Source organism: Micromonospora sp. IBHARD003 (genome assembly GCF_056106285.1).
On sequence record NZ_JBWBBX010000001.1, the window covers coordinates 3,356,426 to 3,379,569 of the forward strand.

Annotated in this window: 18 protein-coding genes; 10 read left to right on the top strand and 8 right to left on the bottom strand. The window is 70.5% G+C overall.

All coding sequences use genetic code 11. The features are described 5' to 3' along the window. Positions 1-32: 32 nt before the first annotated feature. On the bottom strand, positions 33-2,087 hold the full coding sequence (locus tag ACTWOL_RS14880; protein WP_474297173.1) for a peptidoglycan recognition protein family protein: 2,055 nt from the start codon (positions 2,085-2,087) through the stop codon (positions 33-35). Positions 2,088-2,214: 127 nt separating this feature from the next. Here ACTWOL_RS14880 and ACTWOL_RS14885 point away from each other — a divergent pair, with 127 nt between their 5' ends. The 4 genes from ACTWOL_RS14885 (at position 2,215) to ACTWOL_RS14900 (ending at position 8,433) form a co-directional block, all read left to right on the top strand. Beyond that, on the top strand, positions 2,215-2,967 hold the full coding sequence (locus tag ACTWOL_RS14885) for a TIGR03089 family protein (RefSeq protein ID WP_474297174.1): 753 nt from the start codon (positions 2,215-2,217) through the stop codon (positions 2,965-2,967). A gap of 139 nt (positions 2,968-3,106) precedes the next feature. Beyond that, positions 3,107-4,687: an LCP family protein gene (locus tag ACTWOL_RS14890; protein ID WP_474297175.1), complete on the top strand. Its 1,581-nt coding sequence runs from the start codon at positions 3,107-3,109 to the stop codon at positions 4,685-4,687. Between the two features lie 245 nt (positions 4,688-4,932). Beyond that, positions 4,933-6,690, top strand: a complete 1,758-nt coding sequence (locus ACTWOL_RS14895; protein WP_474297176.1) for an LCP family protein — start codon at positions 4,933-4,935, stop codon at positions 6,688-6,690. 54 nt (positions 6,691-6,744) lie between these two features. Then, a complete protein-coding gene (locus tag ACTWOL_RS14900) occupies positions 6,745-8,433 on the top strand; it encodes an LCP family protein (RefSeq protein ID WP_474297177.1) in 1,689 nt (562 codons plus the stop codon). A 197-nt stretch (positions 8,434-8,630) separates the two neighbouring features. Here ACTWOL_RS14900 and ACTWOL_RS14905 read toward each other — a convergent pair whose 3' ends face one another. Then, positions 8,631-9,671, bottom strand: coding sequence for a glycosyltransferase family 2 protein (locus tag ACTWOL_RS14905; protein WP_474297178.1), 1,041 nt, complete (start codon positions 9,669-9,671; stop codon positions 8,631-8,633). Between the two features lie 184 nt (positions 9,672-9,855). On the opposite strand from ACTWOL_RS14905, the gene ACTWOL_RS14910 reads away from it, so the two are divergent. Further along, a complete protein-coding gene (locus tag ACTWOL_RS14910; protein WP_474297179.1) occupies positions 9,856-11,349 on the top strand; it encodes an LCP family protein in 1,494 nt (497 codons plus the stop codon). A 271-nt stretch (positions 11,350-11,620) separates the two neighbouring features. On the opposite strand, the gene ACTWOL_RS14915 is transcribed toward ACTWOL_RS14910, so the two are convergent. Then, positions 11,621-12,169, bottom strand: a complete 549-nt coding sequence (locus tag ACTWOL_RS14915; RefSeq protein ID WP_474297180.1) for an acyl-CoA thioesterase — start codon at positions 12,167-12,169, stop codon at positions 11,621-11,623. Between the two features lie 119 nt (positions 12,170-12,288). On the opposite strand from ACTWOL_RS14915, the gene ACTWOL_RS14920 reads away from it, so the two are divergent. After that, positions 12,289-13,548 carry an LCP family protein gene (locus ACTWOL_RS14920; protein WP_474297181.1) on the top strand — a complete coding sequence of 420 codons (1,260 nt, stop codon included), beginning with the start codon at positions 12,289-12,291 and terminating at the stop codon, positions 13,546-13,548. 93 nt (positions 13,549-13,641) lie between these two features. Here ACTWOL_RS14920 and ACTWOL_RS14925 read toward each other — a convergent pair whose 3' ends face one another. Both ACTWOL_RS14925 and ACTWOL_RS14930 read right to left on the bottom strand, forming a co-directional pair. Beyond that, on the bottom strand, positions 13,642-14,931 hold the full coding sequence (locus ACTWOL_RS14925) for a hypothetical protein (RefSeq protein ID WP_474297182.1): 1,290 nt from the start codon (positions 14,929-14,931) through the stop codon (positions 13,642-13,644). Positions 14,932-15,103: 172 nt separating this feature from the next. Beyond that, a complete protein-coding gene (locus ACTWOL_RS14930) occupies positions 15,104-15,925 on the bottom strand; it encodes a hypothetical protein (protein ID WP_474297183.1) in 822 nt (273 codons plus the stop codon). A gap of 379 nt (positions 15,926-16,304) precedes the next feature. Between ACTWOL_RS14930 and ACTWOL_RS14935 the strand changes: the two genes are divergently transcribed. Together ACTWOL_RS14935 and ACTWOL_RS14940 are read left to right on the top strand one after the other, a co-directional pair. Next, positions 16,305-16,964 (top strand): RNA polymerase sigma factor, encoded by a 660-nt coding sequence (locus ACTWOL_RS14935; RefSeq protein ID WP_474297184.1) that lies wholly within the window; start codon positions 16,305-16,307, stop codon positions 16,962-16,964. Then, positions 16,961-17,833, top strand: a complete 873-nt coding sequence (locus ACTWOL_RS14940) for a hypothetical protein (protein WP_474297185.1) — start codon at positions 16,961-16,963, stop codon at positions 17,831-17,833. The genes ACTWOL_RS14935 and ACTWOL_RS14940 overlap by 4 nt, the downstream gene beginning before the upstream one ends. A 258-nt stretch (positions 17,834-18,091) precedes the next feature. On the opposite strand, the gene ACTWOL_RS14945 is transcribed toward ACTWOL_RS14940, so the two are convergent. Then, positions 18,092-19,249, bottom strand: coding sequence for an acyl-CoA dehydrogenase family protein (locus ACTWOL_RS14945; RefSeq protein ID WP_474301165.1), 1,158 nt, complete (start codon positions 19,247-19,249; stop codon positions 18,092-18,094). A gap of 193 nt (positions 19,250-19,442) precedes the next feature. Here ACTWOL_RS14945 and ACTWOL_RS14950 point away from each other — a divergent pair, with 193 nt between their 5' ends. Next, positions 19,443-20,771, top strand: a complete 1,329-nt coding sequence (locus ACTWOL_RS14950) for a UDP-glucose dehydrogenase family protein (RefSeq protein WP_474301166.1) — start codon at positions 19,443-19,445, stop codon at positions 20,769-20,771. A 72-nt stretch (positions 20,772-20,843) separates the two neighbouring features. On the opposite strand, the gene ACTWOL_RS14955 is transcribed toward ACTWOL_RS14950, so the two are convergent. Continuing rightward, positions 20,844-21,206 carry a VOC family protein gene (locus tag ACTWOL_RS14955; protein ID WP_474297186.1) on the bottom strand — a complete coding sequence of 121 codons (363 nt, stop codon included), beginning with the start codon at positions 21,204-21,206 and terminating at the stop codon, positions 20,844-20,846. A gap of 112 nt (positions 21,207-21,318) precedes the next feature. Here ACTWOL_RS14955 and ACTWOL_RS14960 point away from each other — a divergent pair, with 112 nt between their 5' ends. Beyond that, positions 21,319-21,825 (top strand): CGNR zinc finger domain-containing protein, encoded by a 507-nt coding sequence (locus tag ACTWOL_RS14960; protein ID WP_474297187.1) that lies wholly within the window; start codon positions 21,319-21,321, stop codon positions 21,823-21,825. A gap of 124 nt (positions 21,826-21,949) precedes the next feature. Here the strand turns inward: ACTWOL_RS14960 and ACTWOL_RS14965 are convergent, their stop codons facing one another. Beyond that, the gene (locus ACTWOL_RS14965; protein WP_474297188.1) at positions 21,950-23,137 is read right to left on the bottom strand and encodes a dipeptidase; all 1,188 of its coding nucleotides are present in this window, start codon (positions 23,135-23,137) and stop codon (positions 21,950-21,952) included. Positions 23,138-23,144 lie beyond the last annotated feature (7 nt).

The window sequence follows — 23,144 nt, forward strand, 5'->3', positions numbered from 1 at the left end:
CGTACGTACGTACGCGATGGGGCCGTACGGCGTCAGCGGCCCTGCAACTTCGCCGCCGTACTGCGCGCCGTACCGAGCTTGTTGTAGAGGCGGCCGCCGGGGCAGTCCGTCGAGAAGCCGTCGCGGTGCCCGGAGATGACGTTGAGCCTGGCCTTGGTGCCCTTCTTGAACTTGTTGCCGCCACCGGATGTGAGATACGTCGTCGCCTGCGGATTCACCCCGAACAGCCCGAGCTTCCAGGCGGTGAGCCGGGCGATCGCGTTCACCGAGGCTGCGGGCGGTTCGGCCGAACTGAAGGTGCCGATGACCGCGATGCCCATGCTGTCGGTGTTGAAACCGAGCGTGTGCGCCCCCATGACGGGCTTGGTCACGCCACCGGCGCGTCCTTCGTAGATGTTTCCGCACTTGTCGACGGCGAAGTTGTAGCCGAGGTCCCGCCAGCCACTGCTCACGACGTGGTAGCGGTAGATACCGCGGAGGACGGAGGGAGCCTGCTGGCACGTATAGGCGTTGCCCGTCGCGGTGTGGTGCACGAAGGCCGCTTTGACCGTGTTCGTATAGATGAACTGCTTCTCGCGGAGCGACTCGTCCGCTCCCCAGCCCTTGCGGGTGATGATCGCCGGACGGGGGCCGATGTACGGATTCAACGCACCGTACAACTGGGCCTGGGCGTCCGTCTGGGCCTTGGTGAGAGCGGTGATCCGGTCGGCGCCGAGCGGCGCGAGATCGGCGTTCACGGCCGAGGCGGCGGCGGCTTCGGGCGTCATCGCCGCCAGCTGAGCGGCTTCCGCGACGGACTGCTGGCCCGGCATCGCGATCTCCTCCTCGCCCGCGAGGGGGTCGGCCAGGGATTCGCCCGGGATCTCGGGTGTGCCTGCCTCCGGGGTCGTGGCAGGAGTGGTCGCGGGACCGGTCGCCGTACCCGTGGCCGGACCGGTCGCCGTACCCGTGGCCGGACCGGTCGCCGTACCCGTGGCCGGCTGCTGGCCGGAGGCGTTGCCGGGCTGCGGGGCCGTACCCGTGGCCGGCTGCTGGCCGGAGGCGTTGCCCGGCTGTGCGGCAGAGGTCCCGGGTTCCGTCACCGGCGTGGTCCCGGGCTGCGCGGCAGGGGCGGTTCCGGGCTCCGTGGCCGGGGTACTGACAGGCGCGGAATCCGGGGTACTGGCGGGCGCGGAATCCGGCTGCTGCGCCACGGGAGCGGCCCCGGGGTCCGTGGCAGGAGGGTTCACCGGCGCGGATTCCGGCGGTGCCACCGGAGAGGTACCCGGCTCCGTGGCAGGAGCGGCACCACCGGGTGGGTTCTCCGGCACGGACCCCGGCTGGGTCGCGGGCGCATCCCCGGCCGCCGGCGCCGGTGCGGCACCGGGTGGCGCCGCGGGTGCCGTACCCGGCGCGCCACCGGGAACCGGCCCGGCCCCACCTTCGGGAGTTTCCTGCACCGCCGGAGCGCCCTGCGTCTCCTGCGCCCGCTGCGTCTCCTGTGTCTCCTGCGGCCCCTGCAAAGTGCCGGCGTCCGGCATCGGAGCAGCCGCCTCCGGGGCCTGTCCCGGGTCCACGAGTTCCACGCGCAGTCCCGACGGCAGCGGTGCGCTCGCGCTGCGCGCCGCCCCCGCCCCCGTCCCCTCCGGCCCGGGGCGTACGCGAACCGCCACACCGTCCGAAGGACCGACCCACAGCGGCGCGGTCGATCCGCGCACCCCGCGGCCTCCGGTCCGTTCCGCCGAATCCGGGTCGGCACCGTGCTCGTGGTCGTCGGTCTCCAGGTCCTGCCATGCGGACCAGACCGTGGATCCGGCGGGGCGGGTGCGGACCTGCACCGTTCCCTGCAGAACGAGGTCGGCATCGTCCCAGACGACTCCGACGAGCGAGAACGGCTTGACGTCACGCTGTGTCAGACCCTGTGCGGGCGAGCCGCCCGCCCGCTCGAAGCCCGGCAGCAGACCCAACGGCAGGGACTGGGTGGAGCCCGGCAGTTCCGGCCGGGACGACGTGGCGGCCGCAGCGGCGCCCGTCTGGAGCGTGAGCACGGGAAGGACGAGCGTGGCGGTGCACGCGACACTGATCGAGGATGCAAGGAAGGCACGCATGAATACGATCCTTGGGGGCGCGACCCGCCCTCGCTGCCTGGGAAAATGACGGATCGTTGGCCCGACCGTGGGCGCCGTCACCGGGACGGCCGGAGCGGCTTCCACGGCCCGGCGTACCCTTGCGCGGGTGAACCCCAGCGACCGCACCCCCGCCGACCTGCTGCAATCCGCCCTGGCCGGGGACCCTTCACGCCCTTTGATCACTTTCTATGACGACGCCACCGGTGAACGTGTCGAATTGTCCGTCGCGACCTTCGCCAATTGGGTGGCCAAGACAGCCAATCTGCTCCAGGACGGGCTTTCGGCCGAGCCGGGCCTGCGCGTGGCGCTGCTGCTGCCCGCGCACTGGCAGAGCGCGGTGTGGCTGCTCGCCTGTGCGTCCGTCGGTGTCGTGGCGGACGTGGGCGGCGCCCCCGGGAGCGCGGATCTGGTGGTGAGCGGTCCGGAATCGCTCGACGCGGCCCGCTCCTGCCCCGGCGAACGGGTCGCCCTTGCGCTGCGCCCCCTCGGCGGCAGATTCCCGCAGCCGCCCAAGGGCTTCACCGACTACGCGGTGGAGGTCCCGGGCCAGGGCGACCGCTTCTTCCCTTACGAGCCGGTCGAGCCGGACGCCCCGGCGCTCGCCGTCGCCGGAAGGGAACTGACGGGTACCCAGCTCGTGGAGCAGGCTCGTGCCGACGCAGCGGAGCTCGGCCTCACCGCCGGGTCCCGGCTGCTGACGGGACGGACGTACGACACCTGGGACGGACTGTCCCGCGGGCTGTACGCCCCGCTCGCCTCGGGGGGCTCGGTCGTCCTGTGCCGCAACCTCGACCAACTGTCTCCGGAGGAGCTGGAGAAGCGCGCCGAGAGCGAGCGGGTCACCCACCGCGCGCTGTGAGCGGGGCTCGGCCGGGGCGGAGCGCGGTGCGGAAGACCACCCGTACGGCTCACCGCCCTGCCGAGCCCACAGGCCGGAGCGCCGGGTCCGGGACATGATCGGCGGTACGTACGCATAACGACCGCGAGGATGGACCCACGTGACCGACAGCGCTGGCACGCCCGCCGAACCGGACGACCAGGACGCGGCCGCCGCGGACCGCGGCGATGCGCTCGGTCCGGACGCGGACGGCCGGGACACCCACGCCCCCGGCGCGAACGGCCACCATGACGCACTCGGTCCGGACCCGGACGGCCAGGACACCCACGCCAGCGGCGCGAACGGCGACGACGATCCGCTCGGTCCGGACGGCCAGGACATCCACGCCCCCGGCGTGAACGGCGACGAAGCGGCACTCCCCCCACCCGCCGCCTCCGGCCCCGTGGGTATGGCCCCGTCGGGCCTCGGCACCGCGCATGTCGGTCCCGGCGGCGCCGGTGCCGGTTTCGGCTCGGCGCGTGGGGGCCCGGTGGCCGGCGGCCCGCCCCTGACCGGCCGCCTCGGCTTCGGCGCGGTGGCCCCCGGCAGCGGCGCCGGGCACACGGGCGACGGCACCGGCCGGCGCAGACGTCACCGGCTGCGCTGGGCCGCGCTCACCGTTGCGGTCCTCCTGCTCGGAGTCTCCGCGGTGAGCTGGTGGTTCTACCGGAAGCTCGACCACAACATCACCACGGACATCACCGCCGCCGAGGAGCTCGCCCGGTACGACAAGGAGCGCCCGCTACCCGCCGCCCACGGCGCACTGAACGTCCTGCTCATCGGCTCCGACACCCGGTCGGGCTCCGGCAACCGCGCGTACGGCAAGACCAAGGGACAGCGGTCGGACACGACGATCCTGCTCCATCTCGCCCGTGACCGGCGCAGCGCGACCGCCGTCTCCGTGCCGCGCGATCTGATGGTGGCGGTCCCCAGCTGCCGCACGTCCTCGGGTACGCGTACCGCCTACCAGGTCGCGCAGTTCAACTCCGCGTTCCAGTACGGCGGGGCGGCTTGCACAATCCGCACCGTCGAGCAGCTGACCGGGATCCGGATCGACCATCACATGGTGATCGACTTCCGTGGTTTCAAGGGCATGGTCGACGCCGTGGACGGGGTGACGGTCTGCCTGAAGAAGCCCATCGACGACAAGGACGCACACCTCAAGCTGAAGGCGGGCCGCCAGACTCTCAACGGTGAGCAGGCCCTCGGGTTCGTGCGCGCCCGCAAGACGCTCGGCAACGGCAGCGACACCGAACGCATGGGCCGGCAGCAGCAGTTCCTCGGCGCCCTGGTCAACAAGGTGCAGAGCGACGGCGTGCTGCTCAACCCGGCGAAGCTCTTCCCGGTGCTGGACGCGGCGACCAAGTCGATCACCACGGACCCCGGTCTGAACACACTGCGGGATCTCTTCGACCTGACCCGCGCGATGCGGAGCGTGCCGACGGAACACGTGCGGTTCCTCACCGTGCCTCGGCAGCCGTACGCACAGGACCCGAACCGGGACGCGCTGGTCGAGCCGAAGGCCAGTCAGCTCTTCGAACGGCTGCGCAAGGACCAGCCGGTGATGGTCGCACCGGCGGACCCGGACACCACGTCGAGCACCGACTCCACCACGGAGCGTGACGGCAGGGCCTCTTCGTCGAACCCGCGGGCGACGCCGACGTTCACCGGCACCAACGCGGCATCCGGTGGCTGTAAGTAACCTCCGGTGGCCGCGAGTAAAGCGGTAGCCAAAGCGCGACGCTCGGTCCACGAGGTTTGGGCATATTGCCCGGTTGTAAGGTGCGTGGAATTTGTCACGGACGTCGCCCGGCGCTGAGCTGGGCGGATAGTGTGACGCGATCCGGTACAGCCGACTGTGAATTCCCAGACAACCGGATCGACGAATCGAGCATCTCCCGGGGGGAGGGATGCCTCGCGTGGCACCGACGGAGGACTCGAACAACCGTGGACGCGCACAGCCGTGGACGGGCGGACGACATCGATCCCGCCGACCAGTGGGTACTCAACCCGCAGACGGGTAATTACGAATTGCGACTGGACCGCTCCGCTGGGCACACGGCCACCTCTCGTTCCGCCGGCGTCTCCGCACCGAGAGCGGGCGGCCGGCGGAGCGCGACGGAGACCGCGAGCCCGCGTACGGACGTCCCCGGCCAGCGCACCCGCCGCTCGCCCCAAGGCACCGGGACGTCCGGCGACGGTGGCGGCGGCACGCCGCCCACCGGCCCGGGCCGCCGCAAGCGCAAGCCACAGAAGTCCCGCAAGAAGAAGGCGCTGCTGTGGACCGGCGGCATCATGGCGTTCGTCCTCGTCGGCGGTTCTGCGGCGGCCTACTACGTGTACGACCGTCTCAACGGCAATCTGAGCACGGTGGACGTGGGCGACGCGGGCGCGAGCAGCGTCACGAAGGACGGGCCGCTCAACATACTGGTGCTCGGCACCGACAAGCGGACCGGCGCGGGCAACGAGGGCTACGGCGACAAGGGCAGCACCGGCCACGCCGACACAACGTTCCTCTTCCATGTCTCCGAGGACCGCACCAACGCGACCGCGGTGAGCATCCCGCGCGACCTGATCACCGACATCCCGGACTGCCCCACCAAGCAGCCCGACGGCTCGACCAAGATCATCAAGGGGCAACGGGAAGTCCGCTTCAACACCAGCTTCGGTGTGGACGGACGGGACCCCGGCTGCACGATGCGCACGATCAAGGAGATCACCGGCGTCCCGGTCGACCACTTCATGATGGCCGACTTCAACGCCGTGAAGACCCTGTCGACCGCGGTGGGCGGGGTGGAGATCTGCCTGGCCAAGCCCATCAGGGACAAGCAGTCGGAGCTCGATCTGCCGGCCGGACAGCACCGGGTCGAGGGCGAGCAGGCGCTGGCGTTCGTCCGCAACCGGCACGGTCTGGGCAACGAGAGTGACCTCGACCGGATCAAGATGCAGCAGCAGTTCGTCGCGTCGATGATCCGGCAGATGAAGGAGGACACCCTCGGCAACCCGAAGAAGATGTTCGCGCTCGCGGACGCCGCGACCAAGGCGCTCACCGTCGACAAGGCCATCGGGGACATCCCGAAGCTGACGGACCTCGCCAAGGAGCTCGGCGCGATCGACATCAAGAACATCAGCTTCGCGACGGTGCCGGTGATAGACAACCCGGCCGAGGGCAGGATCAAGAAGACCGTCGTCCTGGACCCGGTCGCGGCCCCGCAGGTCTTCAGCATGCTGCAGAACGACGTCTCCTTCACCGAGGTGAAGAAGAAGGAGTCGGAAGCGAAGCAGGACGCCAAGAACAAGCAGGACGCCCTGCTCAAGGGCACCCGTGCGAAGGCCTCCGACGTACGCGTCGACGTCTACAACGGCAGCGACACCAACGGGGCCGCCCAGGCGACCCTCAACTGGCTGCAGAACGACAAGGGCGTGCTCAAGTCCTCGAACAAGAGCAACGCTCCGGAGAAGATCGCCAAGACCACTCTGGAGTACGCCCCGAACCAGGCCGATCAGGCCCGCACGCTCGCGGACTTCATGGGTCTGCCTGCCGAGGCACTCAAGCCCGGCACGGCGAACGCCGAGGGGCGGCAGGCGATGGTCCTGACCCTCGGCGCCGACTTCAAGGGCGCGGGGGTGCCCGTCAACGGTCCGGCGAAGGTGCCGGACGGAGTTCAGAAGGTCGAAGCCGACAAACAGGTGTGTGCCAAGTGAGCCCGGACGTCCGGGCCACCTGGTACGCCTGACACGAATACAAGGGGACCAGGGGTGGCACAGAACAGCGTGCGTGGGGAGGGGACGCGGGAACGCGTCCGGCACGCCGGTGAGCAGGGCTGGCACGACAGCCCTCATGAAGGCGACGCCGACGGCGGCACAGCCGCATGGGCCGGCGCCGCATCCGCATCGGACGGCGGTCCGCCTGCCGGCGCGGCCGGAGGACGGCACAACGGCGGGTCACCGCCCGGGCGGGGCGGGAAGCGGAAGGTACTGCGCTGGGTCGCCTCCGTACTGTCGCTGCTGATACTCGGCACGGCAGGCGCCGGGTACCTCTACTACCGCCACCTGAACAGCAACATCAAGAAGGACGATCTCAACCTCGGCAAGAACCCGATGGCCGAGCACAAGGCGAACGCCGCCGGCCAGACACCGCTCAACATCCTGCTCATCGGGTCGGACGCCCGTAACTCCAAGGCGAACCAGGACCTCGGCGGCGCACGGGACACCTTCGACGGTCCACCGCTCGCCGATGTGCAGATGCTGGTCCACGTCTCGGCGGACCGGAGCAACATGTCGGTGATGAGCATGCCCCGGGACACCGTCCTGAAGATCCCGGAGTGCAACGACAACGGCAAGGTCTACCGGGCCACCGGCTGGGTGCTCACCAACGAGTCCCTCAGCCGCGGCGGTCCGGGCTGCACGGTGGCCACCTGGTACCAGCTCACCGGCATCACCATCGACCACTTCATGATGGTCGACTTCTCGGGGGTCGTCTCGATGGCCGACGCGATCGGCGGCGTGCCGGTCTGCGTCAAGCAGAACGTCCACTCGCGCACGAGGGACGGCAAGGGCTCCGGTCTGAAGCTCCCCGCGGGCACCCACCCGATCAAGGGCGAGCAGGCGCTGCAGTGGCTGCGCACGCGCTACGGGTTCGAGGACGGCACCGACCTGGCCCGTACCCACGCGCAGCACATGTACATGAACTCGATGGTCCGGGAGCTGCGCAATGGCACCAAGCTCACCGACCCGAACAAGCTGAGGTCGCTGGCGGAGGCCGCCACGTCCGCGCTGACGGTCGACAAGGGTCTGGACACCGTGGGGAAGCTCTACGACCTCGCCGAAGTGATGAAGCAGGTGCCCACGGACCGCATCACCATGACCACGATGCCGAACTTCTACTCCCAGCGGCGCGGTTTCGACGGCAAGGTCGAGCCCAAGCAGCCGGACGCGGAGCAGGTGTTCCGGGCGATCCGCGAGGACATCCCGCTCGACGGCAAGGCGTCCACGCGCAAGGCCCCGGCGCCTTCGAAGGACGCGGCCGCACCCGCCGGGGAGATCGGCGTCCAGGTGCGCAACGGCACGTACACCGACAAGTTGGGTGCCGCGAAGGGCCGGGCCACCGAGATCGCGGGCGTCCTGTCCGGCAAGGGATTCACCCAGGCCAAGGCGGACCGGCAGCAGGCCGATCCGCTGGAGCGCACGCTCGTGTACTTCCCGAGCGCCGAACTGGAGGGCGATGCGCAGGCCGTCGCCAAGGCCCTCGGCGTTCCCGTCACTTCGGTGAAGAAGTCCGCCGACGTGTCGGGGGTGACGGTGGTGGTCGGTGCGGACTGGCGCAAGGGCACCGCCTATCCGAAGGCCTCGGGCAAGGAGGACGGCAAGGCACCCGAGTCGGCGCGGCCGCTCAACGGCAGTGACACGTCGGCCTGCATGGAAGTGCAGGACGGGTTCACCTGGTAGCGGCGGAACGGACGATGACAGCGGGGCCCCGGATGCATGTGCACGCATCCGGGGCCCCGCTGTCGTGGTGTCCGCCGGCCGTCGCGGCCGTTGTGTTCCCGGGAGGCCGCGGCGGCGGAGGGGTCACGGCGTACCGGCCTCGGGCGTCCTGCTCGTCCCGGCTTCGGCCGCCGCGGGATTCAGCCGCCGCGGGCTACTCAGGCGTCCTGCGCCCCGGCCTCGGCCGGGGCGGTGCGCACCGCCGGACGGCGGCTCGCGATGACCTTCCTCGCCAGGGAACGCGGGCTGGTCAGGAAGCCGAAGCCCCAGGACATGTGCATGGTCGCCAGCGCGACGGGGATCTGCAGCCGGGCCTTCAGCGGCAGCCCGCGGCCCGCCGGCACCGACCCGGCGAGTATCGCCGCGAGATAGCCGGCCGGGACGACGAGGCCGAGCGGGGTGAGGGTGGCGCCCACGACGGTGCCGGCGACGATCGCGCAGAGCGCGACCGGCGGTGCGAGGTAGCGCAGATTGATCGAGCCCTGGTGGTAGCGGGCGACGACATGGCGCCAGCGACCGTAGTCCTTGTACTGCTTGGCGAGCGCGCGGACGCTCGGGCGCGGCCTGTACTGCACCCTCAGCTCGGGCGAGAACCAGATCAGACCGCCGGCCTCACGGATGCGGAAGTTCAGCTCCCAGTCCTGGGCGCGGATGAACTCCTCGTTGTAGCCGCCCTGCTGCTCCAGCGCCTCGCGCCGGAAGACACCCAGATACACGGTGTCGGCCGGTGCCGCCTGGCCGCCGGTGTGGAAGGCGGCGTTGCCGACACCGACCTTCGAGGTCATCGCGGCGGCGACGGCGTGCTCCCAGTCGTTCTCGCCCTCGGCGTGCATGATGCCGCCGACGTTCTGCGCGCCGGTCTCCTCGAGCAGCCGGACGGCGGTGGCGATGTAGTTGGGCGACAGCATGCCGTGACCGTCGACCCGAACCACGACCGGATGACGCGAGGCCTTGATGGCGGCGTTGAGCGCGGCCGGCGTACGCCCGGTGGGATTGGGCACGGTGTGCACGCGCGGATCCTCGCGCACCAGCTCGGCGGCGATCTCGTCGGTGCGGTCCGTGGACGGGCCGAGGGCGATGACCACCTCCATCTCACCGGCGTACTCCTGCTGGAGGATGTGGCGGACGGAGTCGCGCAGATGCCGTTCCTCGTTGAGGACCGGCATGATCACGGAGACGGCGGGAGCAGGGGTGGGCATGGCTTCCTCGATGGTCCGGGGAAGGCCCCCGGGAGACTGCAGCGTCGCCCGCCACGTTACCGCGAACGGGCGACACCGTTGCGCGCCGCCCGGTCCGCCTCCCGCTGGCGCAGATCGTATGGGCCTACGGTTCTGAGAATCTCCCGAACGCCCCCGCCCCCGGCTCCCAGCGGAGGTGCCCCTCGTGCCCACACCACCCCGCTCGCCCCGTCCCAGGCCCGTGGTCCGCGCGCAGCCGCCGCGCCGCAGACCACAGGCCCGGGCCGCGGCGCGCCGGCCCGACTGGAGGATGCGGGTGGTGACGTCGCTGTCGATGCTGGTGCTCGGGGTGGGCGGGATCGGCCATGCGCTGGTGACGGGCGTGGACGGCGGTATCGGCCGGGTCGACCCGTTCAGGGACATGAAGAACCGGCCCGACTCGGGCCGCGGGACGAACATCCTGCTGGTGGGCACCGACGGCCGGGACCGGATCACCCCGGCCGAGCGCCGCGCCTACCGTCTCGGCGGCGCCCCCTGCCGCTGCACCGACACCATCATGCTGGTGCACATCTCGGAGGACCGGGAGCGGGCGAGCGTGGTGAGTCTGCCGAGGGACTCGTACGTCCGGATTCCCGCACACAAGGACCTGAGCACCGGGAAGCGCCACGCCGAGCATCCGATGAAGCTGAACGCGGCGTATTCGGAGGGTGGTCCCTCGCTCACGGTGCGGACGGTCGAGCGTCTCACCGACGTGAAGGTCGACCACTATCTGGAGGTCGACTTCACCAGCTTCATGAAGACGGTGGACGCGGTCGGCGGCGTGCGGATCTGCACGGCCCGCCCGATGAAGGACGCGTACACGGGTCTGAACCTGCGCGCGGGCACCCATGAGCTCGACGGGGGAAGGGCGCTGCAGTACGTGCGCTCCCGGCACGTCGACGAGGCGGCGGACCTCGGTCGGATGCAGCGGCAGCAGCGGTTCATGGCGGCCCTGATCGAGCGGGCGACGAGCAGCGGCGTCCTGCTGAACCCGGTGAAGCTGCACCGGGTCAGCTCGGCGATGCTGCACTCGGTACGGGCCGACCGGGCCTTCGGCTCCGACCAGCTGCTGGCGCTGGCCAGGACGATGCGCGGCTTCACTCCGGCCTCGTCGGAGTTCACCTCGGTGCCGCTGCGGGACTCCAGCCATCCGATCAAGGGCATCGGCTCCACGGTCCGGTGGGATCCGGTGAAGTCGAAGGCGCTCTTCCACGCGCTGCGCGAGGACCGGCCGCTGTCGCCGCCCGGCTCCCGGAGAGACTCCCGGGCGGCCGACGCGGCGAAGGTCGTCGTCGACGTGCCACCGGGGCAGGTGCGGGTCCAGGTCTACAACGGGACCGGCATCGGCGGTCTCGGTGCCCGGGTCGACGCGGGGCTGCGCGCCACCGGCTTCGCCACCAGCCGCAGACCACGCAACAACGACCGCCGTGACGTACGCCGCACGGTCGTGACGTACGACCCCCGCTGGGACCGCTCGGCCCGGTCGCTGGCCGCCGCGCTGCCGGGGAGCGTACTGCGCCCGGTCAAGGCCCAGGGGCCCGTGCTGCGAGTGCTGGCGGGGACTGACTTCACGAGGGTCACCCCGGTGCGCGCGGAGACTCCCGCGGCGGGCAGGGGGGCGTTCGGGGTGGTGACGGGGGACGAGGCGGTGTGCCGCTAGGTCCTGTCCGGGCGATCTTTGAGGACCAGCCCGCGGCGTCAGATGCGGTGCATCGCAAGGCGAAGGATCGTCCTCGTACTGGACGTACTCGGACGACTCCGACAACGCAGCGAGGCGCCGTAGCTGACGCCGCGGGCCCGAGAAGATCGCCCGGACAGGACCTAAGGGGAACGGGGCGGCGGAGACGGTGTGCCCCCGGGGAAGCACACCGTGGGCACACCGGAGGCGTGGCGGCCGCCGGCAGCCCCGTCGTCAGGGCACAGGCCCCGGCTCAGTCCCCGTAACCCTCGGCGATCCGCTGCTCGCGGAGTTCCTTGATCGCGCGACGGCGGGACAGCCGGTGGGTGCGGCGGATCTGTGCCTCCTGGTAGCGCCGCTTGTCGCGCTCGGTCTCGGGAGTCACCGGCGGCACCGTCCGCGGCTTGCCGTCCGCGTCGACCGCCGCGAAGACCAGGTAGGCGGAGCCGACGTGCGTCGCGGGGCTCGACTCGTTCCAGCGCTCGGCGAGCACGCGCACACCGACCTCCATCGATGACCGGCCGGTCCAGTTGACCTGGGCCTTCACATGGACCAGATCACCGACCCTGACCGGCTCGAGGAAGACCATCTCGTCCATCGACGCGGTGACGGCCGCTCCGCCCGAGTGGCGTCCGGCCACCGCGCCTGCCGCGTCGTCGACCAGCTTCATGATCACGCCACCGTGCACGGTCCCGAGGAGATTGGTGTCCATGACGGTCATGATGTGGCTGAGGGTGGTGCGTGAAGCCGATACGGGCTTACCCGGAATAGAGCCCTCCGGGCGCTGGGCCTGGTGTGTCATGTCATCCACCCTAGGCGCCGGCCTGCGGGCCCTCGCATTGCATCAGCTTCGCTACAGGGGCGGTGCGATTCGTCACCCACCCTGTCAGCGGACGGGGCACGGACTGCACACTGTTCCGCATGAATGATTGGCCCGATGGATACGGACGCGGCAGCCGGGGCCCCGAGCCCGAGGGCGCTCGCGTGATGCGCCAGGTGCAGCGAGGACCGGTTCCGCAGCAGCAGTCGCAGGGGTACGACGACTACAACGCCCCCTACGACAGCGGTTACAACGCGGGCCAGGTCTACGGCGGCGCCCCCTCGAACCACCACGCCGGCCACGGCGGCGGAGGTGCGTACGGTGGCGACGGCTACGGCAACGGCGGGTACGACGACGGGTACGCGCCCGGCCGTCCCACGCCGGACTGGCGCCGCCGCGTCAAGATCGGGTTCATATGCGTGCTCGTCATCGTGCTCGGCGTCTCCATAGGCACGTACTTCTGGGCCGACTCCAAGATGCGCCGTGAGGTGGATCTCTCCAAGGTGATCGAGCGGCCGGAGGAGGGCGCCTGCACGACGTATCTGATCGTCGGCTCGGACAGTCGCGAGGGCCTGACCGCCGAGGACAAGAAGAAGCTGCACACCGGCTCGGCCGAGGGCAAGCGCACCGACTCGATGATGATCCTCGCGGCCTGCAGCAGCGGGAACACGATGGTCTCGCTGCCCCGTGACTCGGACGTGGAGATACCGACGTTCGTCGGTTCCGAGTCCGGCAAGACGTTCAAGGGCACCGGCCGCCGGGTCAAGCTGAACGCGGCGTACGCGGAGGACGGCCCCGAGCTGCTGGTCCGCACCGTGGAGTTCAACACGGGTCTGCGCATCGACCACTACGCGGAGATCGGCTTCGCCGGCTTCGCGAACATCGTGGACTCCCTCGGCGGTGTCGAGATGGACATCCCGAAGGCCTTCAAGGACAAGAACTCCGGTGCCGACTTCCAGGCCGGCAAGCAGACCCTCAACGGGGAGCAGGCCCTCGCCTTCGTCCGCACCCGCTACGCCTTCGCGGGCAGCGACCTGGACCGGACGAAGAACCAGCAGAAGTTCCTTTCGGCCCTCGCCAACCAGGCGGCGACGCCCGGCACCATCCTCAACCCGTTCACGCTGTACCCGATGCTCGGCGCGGGTCTGGACACCCTGATCGTGGACAAGGACATGTCGCTGTTCGACCTCGGTGAGATGTTCTTCGCGATGAAGAGCGTCAACGGCGGCGACGGCAAGTCCATGAACATCCCGATCTCCGGGAGTCGCGGCGGCAACCTGGTCTGGGACAAGGACAAGGTCAAGCAGCTCGTGCAGCAGCTCAAGAACGACGAGCGGGTCACGGTCACCTCGGACCGCTGACACGACCGTCGCAGCCTCGCAGCCGGAGGGCCCCGCCACACGATGTGGCGGGGCCCTCCGGCGTCGGTCCCGGTGTCGGCCCCGGTCCCGGTGTCAGCTTTCGTCGTCGTCGCTGCGGCGGTCGTCGGAGCGACGACGGTCGTCGGAGCTGCCGCCCTCGTCGGACCGGTGGGTGTGCTCCGTCTTCTCGCCGCGCTCGGCCTTCTCGCCGGCGTTGGCGTGGGTGGCGTCGGTGTCATCGGTGTCGTTTCCCTCGGCCTCCTCGGCGCTCGTTCCGGTGGCCACGAAGGTCACATAGACCGACCCGTTCCCCGAGCTGTTGGGGTTGGAGATGACGGGGACGTCCGCGACCGACTCGGTGTCGGCGGCCGCCCAGCTTCCGCCTCCTCCGCCACCACCGCCGGTGACGGCCTCGCCGCCGCCACCGCCACCACCACCGCCGCCCCAGCCACCGCCGCCGCCACCGCCGCTGCCGTAGTTGGTGCCGTTGACGCGCCACTGGCCCTCGCCGCCCTGTCCGGCGCTGCCGAAGGAGAGCGAGGAGTTGTCGGTCCAGGCCGCGCCCGCGTTGGGACCGTTGGACGTGTGCACGGGGCCTCCCAGACCGCCGATGCCGTCCTGGCCGTCCGTGCCGCTCTTGCCGGAGACGCCCGAACCTCCCCTGCCGCCGTCACCACCGTCGCCGTCGGCTCCGCCCTCCCCTCCCCGGCCGGTCCGGGTGAGCGTGCCCGTGGTGGCCCGGCCGTTCCGGCCGTCGGCACCGGCGGAGATGATCTGGCCGGACACGGCGGTGCCTCCGTCGCCGCCGGCACCGCCGTCACCGTTGGCATTTCCCTCTCCGCCACCGCCACCGCCACCGGCGTCAGCCAGCAGTGTGGTGCTCGGGCAGCCTCCGTAACCGCCGATGCATGGTTCCTGCTCGGTCAGATCGACACCCGAGACAAGGGTCGAGGCGCCACCACGGCCGCCTGCGGACGTAGCGCCCAGCTCACCCACGTAGTAGTGGAGGGTGGTGCCGAAGGCCTCCCGGAAATCGCTCACGGTGGTGACGGTCTGGGCCTTGCCGCCGAGGCCGCCACTGCCGCCCCGGTAGAGACCGCCACCGTTGTCGCCGTACCGGCCGGCTCCGCCGAAGGCCGTGATGACCATCGGAGTGGACGTGCCGAGGGTGGTCTCCGTCGCAGCCTGGGCGGCACTCAGCAACGAGGTCGTACTGAACTGGGAAAGACCGTCAGGAAGCAGACAGGAGACCACTCCCGACTGGATCTCGGTGCAACTGACGACCGCCGTCGACGCCGTGGCCGCCGGTGCGGACAGCGCCAGGAGCGAGCCCAGGCACACGCAGGTGCCCAGTGCTCGTGCGGCGCCCTTTGATCTGGACATGCGAATCCTTTCGGCAAGGGGAAGAGAAGCAGGTGTCCCGTCGTCCGAGCGGCTCGGGGACGACCGCGGCCGCAGCCGGATCGCGCGGGAAAGAGCCGGAGCGAGCCTGACGGGCGGCGCACCGGGGCGGGTGTGCGGCGAGGGTGCGCGGCGGGTGTGCGCAGCGGGCGGGTCAGGCCCGGGGCTTGCTGTGGCCTTCCGTGGGTCGGCTCTTCTTGGGCTGGCCCTTCTTGGACTGGCTCTTCTTGGACTGGCTCTTCTTGGACTCGCTCTTCTTCGGCCGGCTGTCCTTGCCCTGGCTCTCCTTGGGCCGGCTTTCCTTGCCCTGGACTTCCTTGCCCTGGCCGTCTTTGTGCTCGCCTTCCTTGTGCATGCCTTCCTTGTGCATGCCTTCCTTGTGCATGCCGTGCTCGTCGCGGCTGTGCTTGTGCCGGCCGTGCTCACCGTGGCCCTGCTTGCTCTGACCTCGCTCACCGCGGCCGTGCTCACCGCGGTCTCCCCGCGGCTCCACGACCGTCACGCGTACGTGCTGCCACAACTGCGACTCATCTCCTGCGGCCTGGAAGAGATAGTCACCAGGGAGGACCTCGTGGCCCCTGCGGAAGCGGTCGCGGATGGTGACCCTGCCCGACACCACGCCCTCCTCGTCGGCGATGAAGATCCCGAGCAGCACGATGTGGCGGTCGTGTCGTGGATCCCCGAAGTCGTCGACGAACGGGTCGCCCCCTTCGTCATCGCGCGCCGGCCCGAGCGGCGCGGTCGGGACCAGCCGGACGTACACCTCTTCGCCCGGCAGATATCCCGTCCCCCTAAAACGAACCTTCTCCCCCGAGACCAGGACGTGGTCCTCGACGGCCATGGGCCGGCGATCCACGTCGGACACGGCCGTCGCATCGGGCGTGGCTATCTGCTCGGTCGCCACCGCGGGCGCGGCGGAGGCGGCGACGGCCGTGGCCGCCGCCAGAGCGACGAGCCAGCGCGAGTGTCTGGGCATGGCGGGGGATCTCCTTCGCACGAAGTGGGCGAGCCGTGATCTCCTTGCTCGCGCCGGGATCCGTAGACCCGGGAGATCCACTTCAAACAGGCGCGCCGTGGCGCTGCGCAGGAAGGCTGAACAACTGCACCCGGGCGGCCGCTCCCCCGCGGATGCCCCGGTCGCGCGGGGCTCGCTCAGGTGCCGCCCAGGAAGGCGCAGACGCACTCGGGGCCCACACCCCCACCGGCGTCCGGCCGGCCGACATGATCCGGTTCCTCGGCCGCGTACGCTCCTCTGAACACTGGCGCAACACCCTCCCCGCCAAATTGAGCGCCATCCCCCGGCGGCGTGACGCGCATCACAGGAACTCTCCGGGCTGTCACACCAGAGGAGGAGCATGGACTATTCGCATCCTGAGATACGGGCGAGAGTGCGGGACGGTGACCGGGACGCGTTCGGGCGGCTCTTCGACGCGTACGCGCGCTCGGTGTACAACCACGCGTACCGGCTCACCGGGGACTGGTCTGCGGCGGAGGACGTGATGTCGCTGACCTTCCTGGAGGCCTGGCGCCAGCACGGCCGGGTCGGGGCGGAGGGCGGGTCGCTGCGGCCGTGGCTGCTGGGCATCGCGACCAACCTGGTCAGCAACCAGCGTCGGGCTGCTCGGCGGCACCGGCAGGTGTTGGCCCACCTGCCGCGGGTGCCCGAGGGCGTTCCCGACTTCGCGGAGGAGACGGCCGGGCGGATCGATGACGCTGCGCGGATCGCCGCCCTCCAGGAGGCGATGGCGCAGTTGCGGCGACCGCAGCGTGAGGTGTTGGCCCTGTGCGTGTGGGCGGGCCTGGACTACCAGGAGGCCGCCGAGGCGCTCGGCGTGCCGGTGGGCACCGTCCGTTCCCGGCTCTCCCGCGCCCGTGCCAAGCTGCACCGCCTCACCGAGGCGGCGGCTGCCCGTGGGGGCACGCAGAAAGGAAGTGTGGAACCCGCCCTCGCCGCAGACCAGTTCAAGGGTGGGTCCGCGACCGCGGGCCTGTCCCCCAAGGAGGCACACCTATGAACGCCGACCAGCGGCCGGAACCGGTCGAGCGCGCCGGACTGCTCGCACAACTCCCTGCGCCGGCCGAGCGTGACCTCCCGGCAGGACGCCACGCCCTACATCGGGAGCTTCTGATGAGCCAGATCGACCTCACCCGCCCTGCCGTACAGCCCGACAGGCGTCCTGCCCCGCAGCGACTGCGGCGACGGCTGGCCTTCACTGTCGTCGGCGCCCTCGGCGCGGCCGCGGCCATGGGCGGCGTCATGCTCTACGACCAGACGACCGGTGTTCCCGTGAGCCCCTCCGACCAGACGACCGGTGTTCCCGTGAGCCCCTCCGACCAGGTGACCAGTGGTTCCTTGAGCTCCTCCGAGCTCGCCAGTTGGACCGCCAAACCGCACCACGTGGACGCCTCGACGGCCCGGAGCGCCAGCATTTCGAAGTGGTGCCTGAAGGGGATGCCGGGCGACGGCGGACCCATCACGATCACCAACGCGGACCTCCGCGGCAAGGTCGCCTCCATGGTCGTCAGCCGTGGCGGCACCACCGTGCTCTGCTACGTCGGCTCGAACAACAAGGGCATGGCGGAGGTGACCGGGAACGCGCAGACCGTCGCGCACAATGCGATCACCGGTGACTCGGCCGGTTCGCACGGCAGCGGCTCGGCCACCTTCAACTACGCATCCGGCTTCGTCGGTTCCGGCGTCAAGGCGGTCACCATGACGGCCCAGGGCCGCACATTCGAGGTCACCGTGGAGAAGGGCCGCTGGACTGCCTGGTGGCCCGGCAAGGCCCCGCAGGGCAAGGAAGGCCTGCCCGACGGTGCCACCCTCACCCTCAACGACGGCAGCACCCGCACCGTCACGGGGTCAGCCATGTTCCACAGGTGAGCCTTCCGGTCCATCAGCAGTACGGATCAACTGCTCGGTGGCGGTCGGAGGTGGCGGCCTGAGCAGGGCCACAGCCGCGGCCCCCGGCATGACGCCGGGGGCCGCGGTGTTTGTACAGCTCAGAAGCTGTTTCAGTCTCAGCGTCGGCCCAGGACTTCCCCGGCATGACGCCCGGGATCACCCGGAAGGGTCGAGCGGACCGGACCCGGGCTGTCTTCCCCGGCCGGGCTACGGGGCTCCTGACCTGCGAAAGCCCTGCTACGGCAGGTTGCGGGCCATCACGATCCGCTGGACCTGGTTCGTGCCTTCGTAAATCTGGGTGATCTTGGCATCGCGCATCATGCGCTCGACCGGGTAGTCGCGGGTGTAGCCGTAGCCGCCGAGAAGCTGGACCGCGTCCGTGGTGATCTCCATCGCCGCGTCGGAGGCGAAGCACTTGGCCGCGGCGCCGAAGAAGGTCAGGTCGCCGTCGACACGCTCCGACTTGGCGGCCGCCGCGTAGGTGAGCTGACGGGCGGCCTCCAGCTTCATGGCCATGTCGGCCAGCATGAACTGGACGCCCTGGAAGTCGGCGATCGGCTTGCCGAACTGCTTGCGCTCCTGCACATAGCCCTTCGCATAGTCCAGCGCGCCCTGCGCCACGCCGATCGCCTGGGCGGCGATGGTGATGCGGGTGTGGTCCAGAGTCTTCATCGCGGTGGCGAAGCCGGTGCCCTCGGCGCCGATCATGCGGTCCGCGGGGATGCGGACGTTGTCGAGGTAGACCTCGCGGGTCGGGGAGCCCTTGATGCCGAGCTTCTTCTCCGGGGCGCCGAAGGAGACACCCTCGTCGCTCTTCTCGACGACGAAGGCGGAGATGCCCTTGGAGCGCTTCTCCGGGTCGGTGACGGCCATGACGGTGTAGTACTCGGACACACCGGCGTTGGTGATCCAGCGCTTCACACCGTTGAGGATGTAGTGGTCGCCGTCGCGGACCGCCCTGGTCTTCATTCCGGCGGCGTCCGAGCCGGCGTCCGGCTCGGAGAGGCAGTACGAGAACATCGCGTCGCCCTTGGCGAGCGGCCCCATGTACTTCTTCTTCAGCTCCTCGGAGCCGGAGAGGATCACCGGCAGCGAGCCCAGCTTGTTCACGGCCGGGATGAGGGAGGACGAGACGCAGACGCGGGCGACCTCCTCGATGACGATCACGGTGGCCAGGGCGTCGGCGCCCGCGCCGCCGTACTCCTCGGGGACGTGAACGGCGTGCAGGTCGGAGGCCACGAGCGCGTCGAGCGCCTCCTGCGGGAAGCGGGCCTCCTCGTCGACCGCCGCCGCGAAGGGGGCGATCTTCGCCTCAGCGAGCGAGCGGACCGTCTCGCGGAGCATGTCGTGCTCTTCGGACGGGCGGTACAGGTCGAAGTCAGGCACGGTGCTTATCTCCCTCAGGCGCCAAGGTCTCTCGCTCACCAAGCGCTGCTAATTACCGTTAAGTAACACAAATTTTAGTGGTCGGTACGGGGCCAGGCATACGTGAGCTATCTGACAGCGGGAAAATGCCCTGGGTCCTGCCCGACTATGCTCGGCCCGGCACTCCCCCCGCACCCTTCAGGAGCACTGAATGGCCCTCAAGATCACCGTGATCGGCACCGGATATCTCGGCGCCACGCACGCAGCGGCCATGGCGGAGCTCGGTTTCGAAGTCCTCGGCCTCGATGTGGTGCCCGAGAAGATCGCGATGCTCGCGGCGGGCCGTGTCCCGATGTACGAGCCGGGGCTCGAGGACCTGCTGGCGCAGCATGTCGCGGGCATCGCCGGATCGACCGGCCGGCTGCGCTTCACGACGTCGTGGGACGAGCTCGAGGAGTTCGGCGGCGATGTGCACTTCGTGTGTGTGAACACCCCGCAGAAGCACGGTGAGTACGCGTGCGACATGTCGTACGTCGACGCGGCCTTCGACGCGCTCGCCCCGCGGGTGAAGGGCGGGGCGCTGGTCGTGGGCAAGTCCACCGTGCCCGTCGGCTCCGCGGACCGCCTCGGCCGGATGCTCGCCGAGCGCGCCCCCGAGGGTGTGGACCTGGCCTGGAACCCGGAGTTCCTGCGGGAGGGCTTCGCGGTCCAGGACACCCTGCACCCGGACCGGATCGTCGCGGGTGTGCAGAACGAGCGCGCGGAGAAGCTGCTGCGCGAGGTGTACGCGACGCCGATCGGCGAGGGCTCGCCGTTCGTGGTGACGGACTTCCCCACGGCGGAGCTGGTGAAGACCTCCGCGAACTCCTTCCTGGCGACGAAGATCTCGTTCATCAACGCCATGGCCGAGGTCTGCGAGGCGGCGGGCGGGGATGTCGCGAAGCTCGCGGAGGCGATCGGCCACGACGACCGGATCGGCGCGAAGTTCCTGCGGGCGGGCATCGGCTTCGGCGGCGGCTGCCTGCCGAAGGACATCCGGGCGTTCATGGCGCGCGCCGGGGAGCTCGGCGCCGACCAGGCCCTGACCTTCCTGCGCGAGGTCGACTCGATCAACATGCGCCGCCGTGGGCACATGGTGGAGCTGGCCCGGGAGGCCGTGGGCGGTGACTCGTTCCTCGGGAAGCGGGTCGCGGTGCTCGGCGCGACGTTCAAGCCGGACTCGGACGACGTACGCGACTCGCCGGCGCTGAACGTGGCCGGGCAGATCCATCTCCAGGGCGGCCAGGTCACGGTGTACGACCCGAAGGGCATGAACAACGCCCGCCGGCTCTTCCCGACGCTCGGCTACGCGGAGACCGCCCTGGATGCGGTGCGCGGCGCGGATGTGGTGCTGCATCTGACGGAGTGGCGCGAGTTCCGCGAGCTGGACCCCGCGGAGCTCGGCGAGGTGGCGTCCCGCCGGATCGTGCTGGACGGACGGAACGCCCTGGACGGGGCGAAGTGGCGCGAGGCCGGGTGGACCTACCGGGCCATGGGCCGGCCGCGCGCATAGTGCTGTGGCCGGGTGACGCCGAGCCGGCCGTGCCCCGGCGCCACCCGCCCCGTCCTGCCGCCGGCTTCGCCGTCAGCAGGCGCAGAGGCAGAACGGATGTCCCGCCGGGTCCGCGTAGACCCGCCAGCCACGGGCGCGGTTGTCCACGTCCAGCGGCTTGGCGCCGAGCGCCAGCACCTGTGCCTCCGCGGCGTCCAGGTCCTCGACGGTCAGATCGAGGTGGAACTGCTGCGAGGCGTCCGGCGCGGGCCACTGCGGCGGCACATGGCCCGGTGCGGCCTGGAAGGCCAGGGGTGTGCCCTCGTACCCAGTGAGGTGGACCCATTCGTCGTTCTCCGCTACCGCCTGCGCGCCGAGGATCTCCGCGTAGAAGGCGGCCAGTGCGCGCGGGTCGGGACAGTCCAGGACGACGGCTCCCATGGTGGCGATGGCCATGGTGCTTCCTTTCGGATGACGGGGATGGCGCATGACTGCTCAGTTACCGGTGCTCGCGCTTAACCGGTAACGAGTTACCTCATGCTCTCGCATGGGAGGTAACGTCGCAACCATGAATGACAGGGCTCCCGCACCCGGGGGTCTCGCGCTGATCGAGTCCCTGGTCAACACGTTGAACATCGAGTCCGGCGCGGACTCCCTCGACACCGCGGAGGGGCGTGCGGCCTTCGGGCTCACGGAGGACGGGGCCGGGGCGGCGAAGGAACTGCGCGAGGCGCTGCGCGCGGCCTGTCTGGCCCACGCGGGGCACCGGGCGCCGGGCGCCACCGGCGCACTGGAACGGCTGCTGTCGGCGGCACCGCTGCTGGTCGGGGTGGACGAGGCGGGTGCGGCGGTCCTCAGACCCGAGAACCCGGACGCGCTGGTGTCACGCGTCGCCGCGGCCATCGCCACCGCATCGGCCGACGGGACATGGCTGCGGCTGAAGGCGTGCGAGGCGGAGGACTGCCAGTGGGCTTACTACGACCGCAGCCCGGCGGGGCGGAGCCGCTGGTGCTCGATGTCGGTGTGCGGCAGCCGGGCGAAGATGCGGGCGTACCGGGCACGGAAGTCGGGATAGCGGAACACGGGCAGGTCGGCGGGCTCCGGACGACCTGCGCGGGGTGGCGCCGCAAGACGGCGGCCCCGGGACCGACCGGCGGTCCCGGGACGGCATGCCCCGGGACCGGGACCCCGAGCCTGACTCAGGCTCCGTCCAGTGACTCCAGCGTCGCGTTCGACGGCCCGCGCACCGAGCGGAGCTCCTGGGCGACGGCTTCGGCGTCCCTCAGCACCCTGACCGCGTTCTGCCAGGTCAGCTTGGCCAGATCGGTCGTCGACCAGCCGCGCCGCAGCAGCTCCGCGACCAGGTTCGGATAGCCCGCGACGTCTTCGAGCCCGGCCGGGGTGAACGCCGTGCCGTCGAAGTCGCCGCCTATGCCGATGTGGTCGATGCCGGCCGCCTCGCGCATGTGGTCCAGATGGTCGGCGACCGTCGACGCCGTGGCCATCGGGCGGGGGTTGGCCGCCTCGTAGGCCCGCTGGACCACCATCGCGGCCTCGGTGGTGTCCAGGGGGTGCAGCCCGTGCGCCTTCATGTTCTCGTCGGCGCCGAGCGTCCAGGCGACCGCCGCGGGCAGGATGAACTTCGGCACGAACGTGGCCATCGCCACGCCCCCGTTCACGGGCAGCCGCTCCAGGACATCGTCCGGGACGTTCCTCGGGTGGTCGCAGATGGCACGCGCGGAGGAGTGGGAGAAGATCACCGGCGCCGCGGAGCTGTCGAGCGCGTCCCGCATGGTCGTGGCGGCCACGTGCGAGAGGTCGACGAGCATCCCGATGCGGTTCATCTCCCGCACGACCTCGCGGCCGAACGCCGACAGACCGCCGACGCGCGCCTCGTCGGTCGCCGAGTCCGCCCAGTCGTTGTTGTCGTTGTGCGTGAGCGTCATATAGCGGACGCCCAGCGCGTACAAGGCCCGCAGGGTGGCGAGCGAGTTGTTGATGGAGTGCCCGCCCTCCGCGCCCATGAGCGAGGCGATACGGCCCCCGGACCGTGCCGCCTCCATGTCGTCGGCGGTCAGGGCCCGGACCAGGTCCCCCGGATAGCGGGCGAGCAGCTGGGCGACCGCGTCGATCTGCTCCAGCGTGGCACTGACGGCCTCGTCGCCGGAGTAGTCGCTGCGGACGAACACGGACCAGAACTGCGCCCCGACCCCGCCCGTGCGCAGCCGCGGGATGTCGGTGTGCAGCCGGCCGCTCTGGTCGGCCGCGATGTCCAGACGGTCCAGGTCGTAGCGGACCTGCGAGCGCAGCGCCCACGGCAGGTCGTTGTGACCGTCGACCACGGGATGGGCGGCGAGCAGGGTCCGGGCTTCCGCGAGGTAGTCCACTGGACGC

What these genes read in the sequence shown, in the direction of transcription:
- ACTWOL_RS14955 (WP_474297186.1), bottom strand. Translation starts at nt 21,206, where the DNA reads ATGGCCATCGCCACCATGGGAGCCGTCGTCCTGGACTGTCCCGACCCG.
- ACTWOL_RS14880 (WP_474297173.1), bottom strand. Translation starts at nt 2,087, where the DNA reads ATGCGTGCCTTCCTTGCATCCTCGATCAGTGTCGCGTGCACCGCCACG.
- ACTWOL_RS14960 (WP_474297187.1), top strand. Translation starts at nt 21,319, where the DNA reads ATGAATGACAGGGCTCCCGCACCCGGGGGTCTCGCGCTGATCGAGTCC.
- ACTWOL_RS14905 (WP_474297178.1), bottom strand. Translation starts at nt 9,671, where the DNA reads ATGCCCACCCCTGCTCCCGCCGTCTCCGTGATCATGCCGGTCCTCAAC.
- ACTWOL_RS14920 (WP_474297181.1), top strand. Translation starts at nt 12,289, where the DNA reads ATGAATGATTGGCCCGATGGATACGGACGCGGCAGCCGGGGCCCCGAG.
- ACTWOL_RS14935 (WP_474297184.1), top strand. Translation starts at nt 16,305, where the DNA reads ATGGACTATTCGCATCCTGAGATACGGGCGAGAGTGCGGGACGGTGAC.
- ACTWOL_RS14930 (WP_474297183.1), bottom strand. Translation starts at nt 15,925, where the DNA reads ATGCCCAGACACTCGCGCTGGCTCGTCGCTCTGGCGGCGGCCACGGCC.
- ACTWOL_RS14915 (WP_474297180.1), bottom strand. Translation starts at nt 12,169, where the DNA reads ATGACACACCAGGCCCAGCGCCCGGAGGGCTCTATTCCGGGTAAGCCC.
- ACTWOL_RS14925 (WP_474297182.1), bottom strand. Translation starts at nt 14,931, where the DNA reads ATGTCCAGATCAAAGGGCGCCGCACGAGCACTGGGCACCTGCGTGTGC.
- ACTWOL_RS14940 (WP_474297185.1), top strand. Translation starts at nt 16,961, where the DNA reads ATGAACGCCGACCAGCGGCCGGAACCGGTCGAGCGCGCCGGACTGCTC.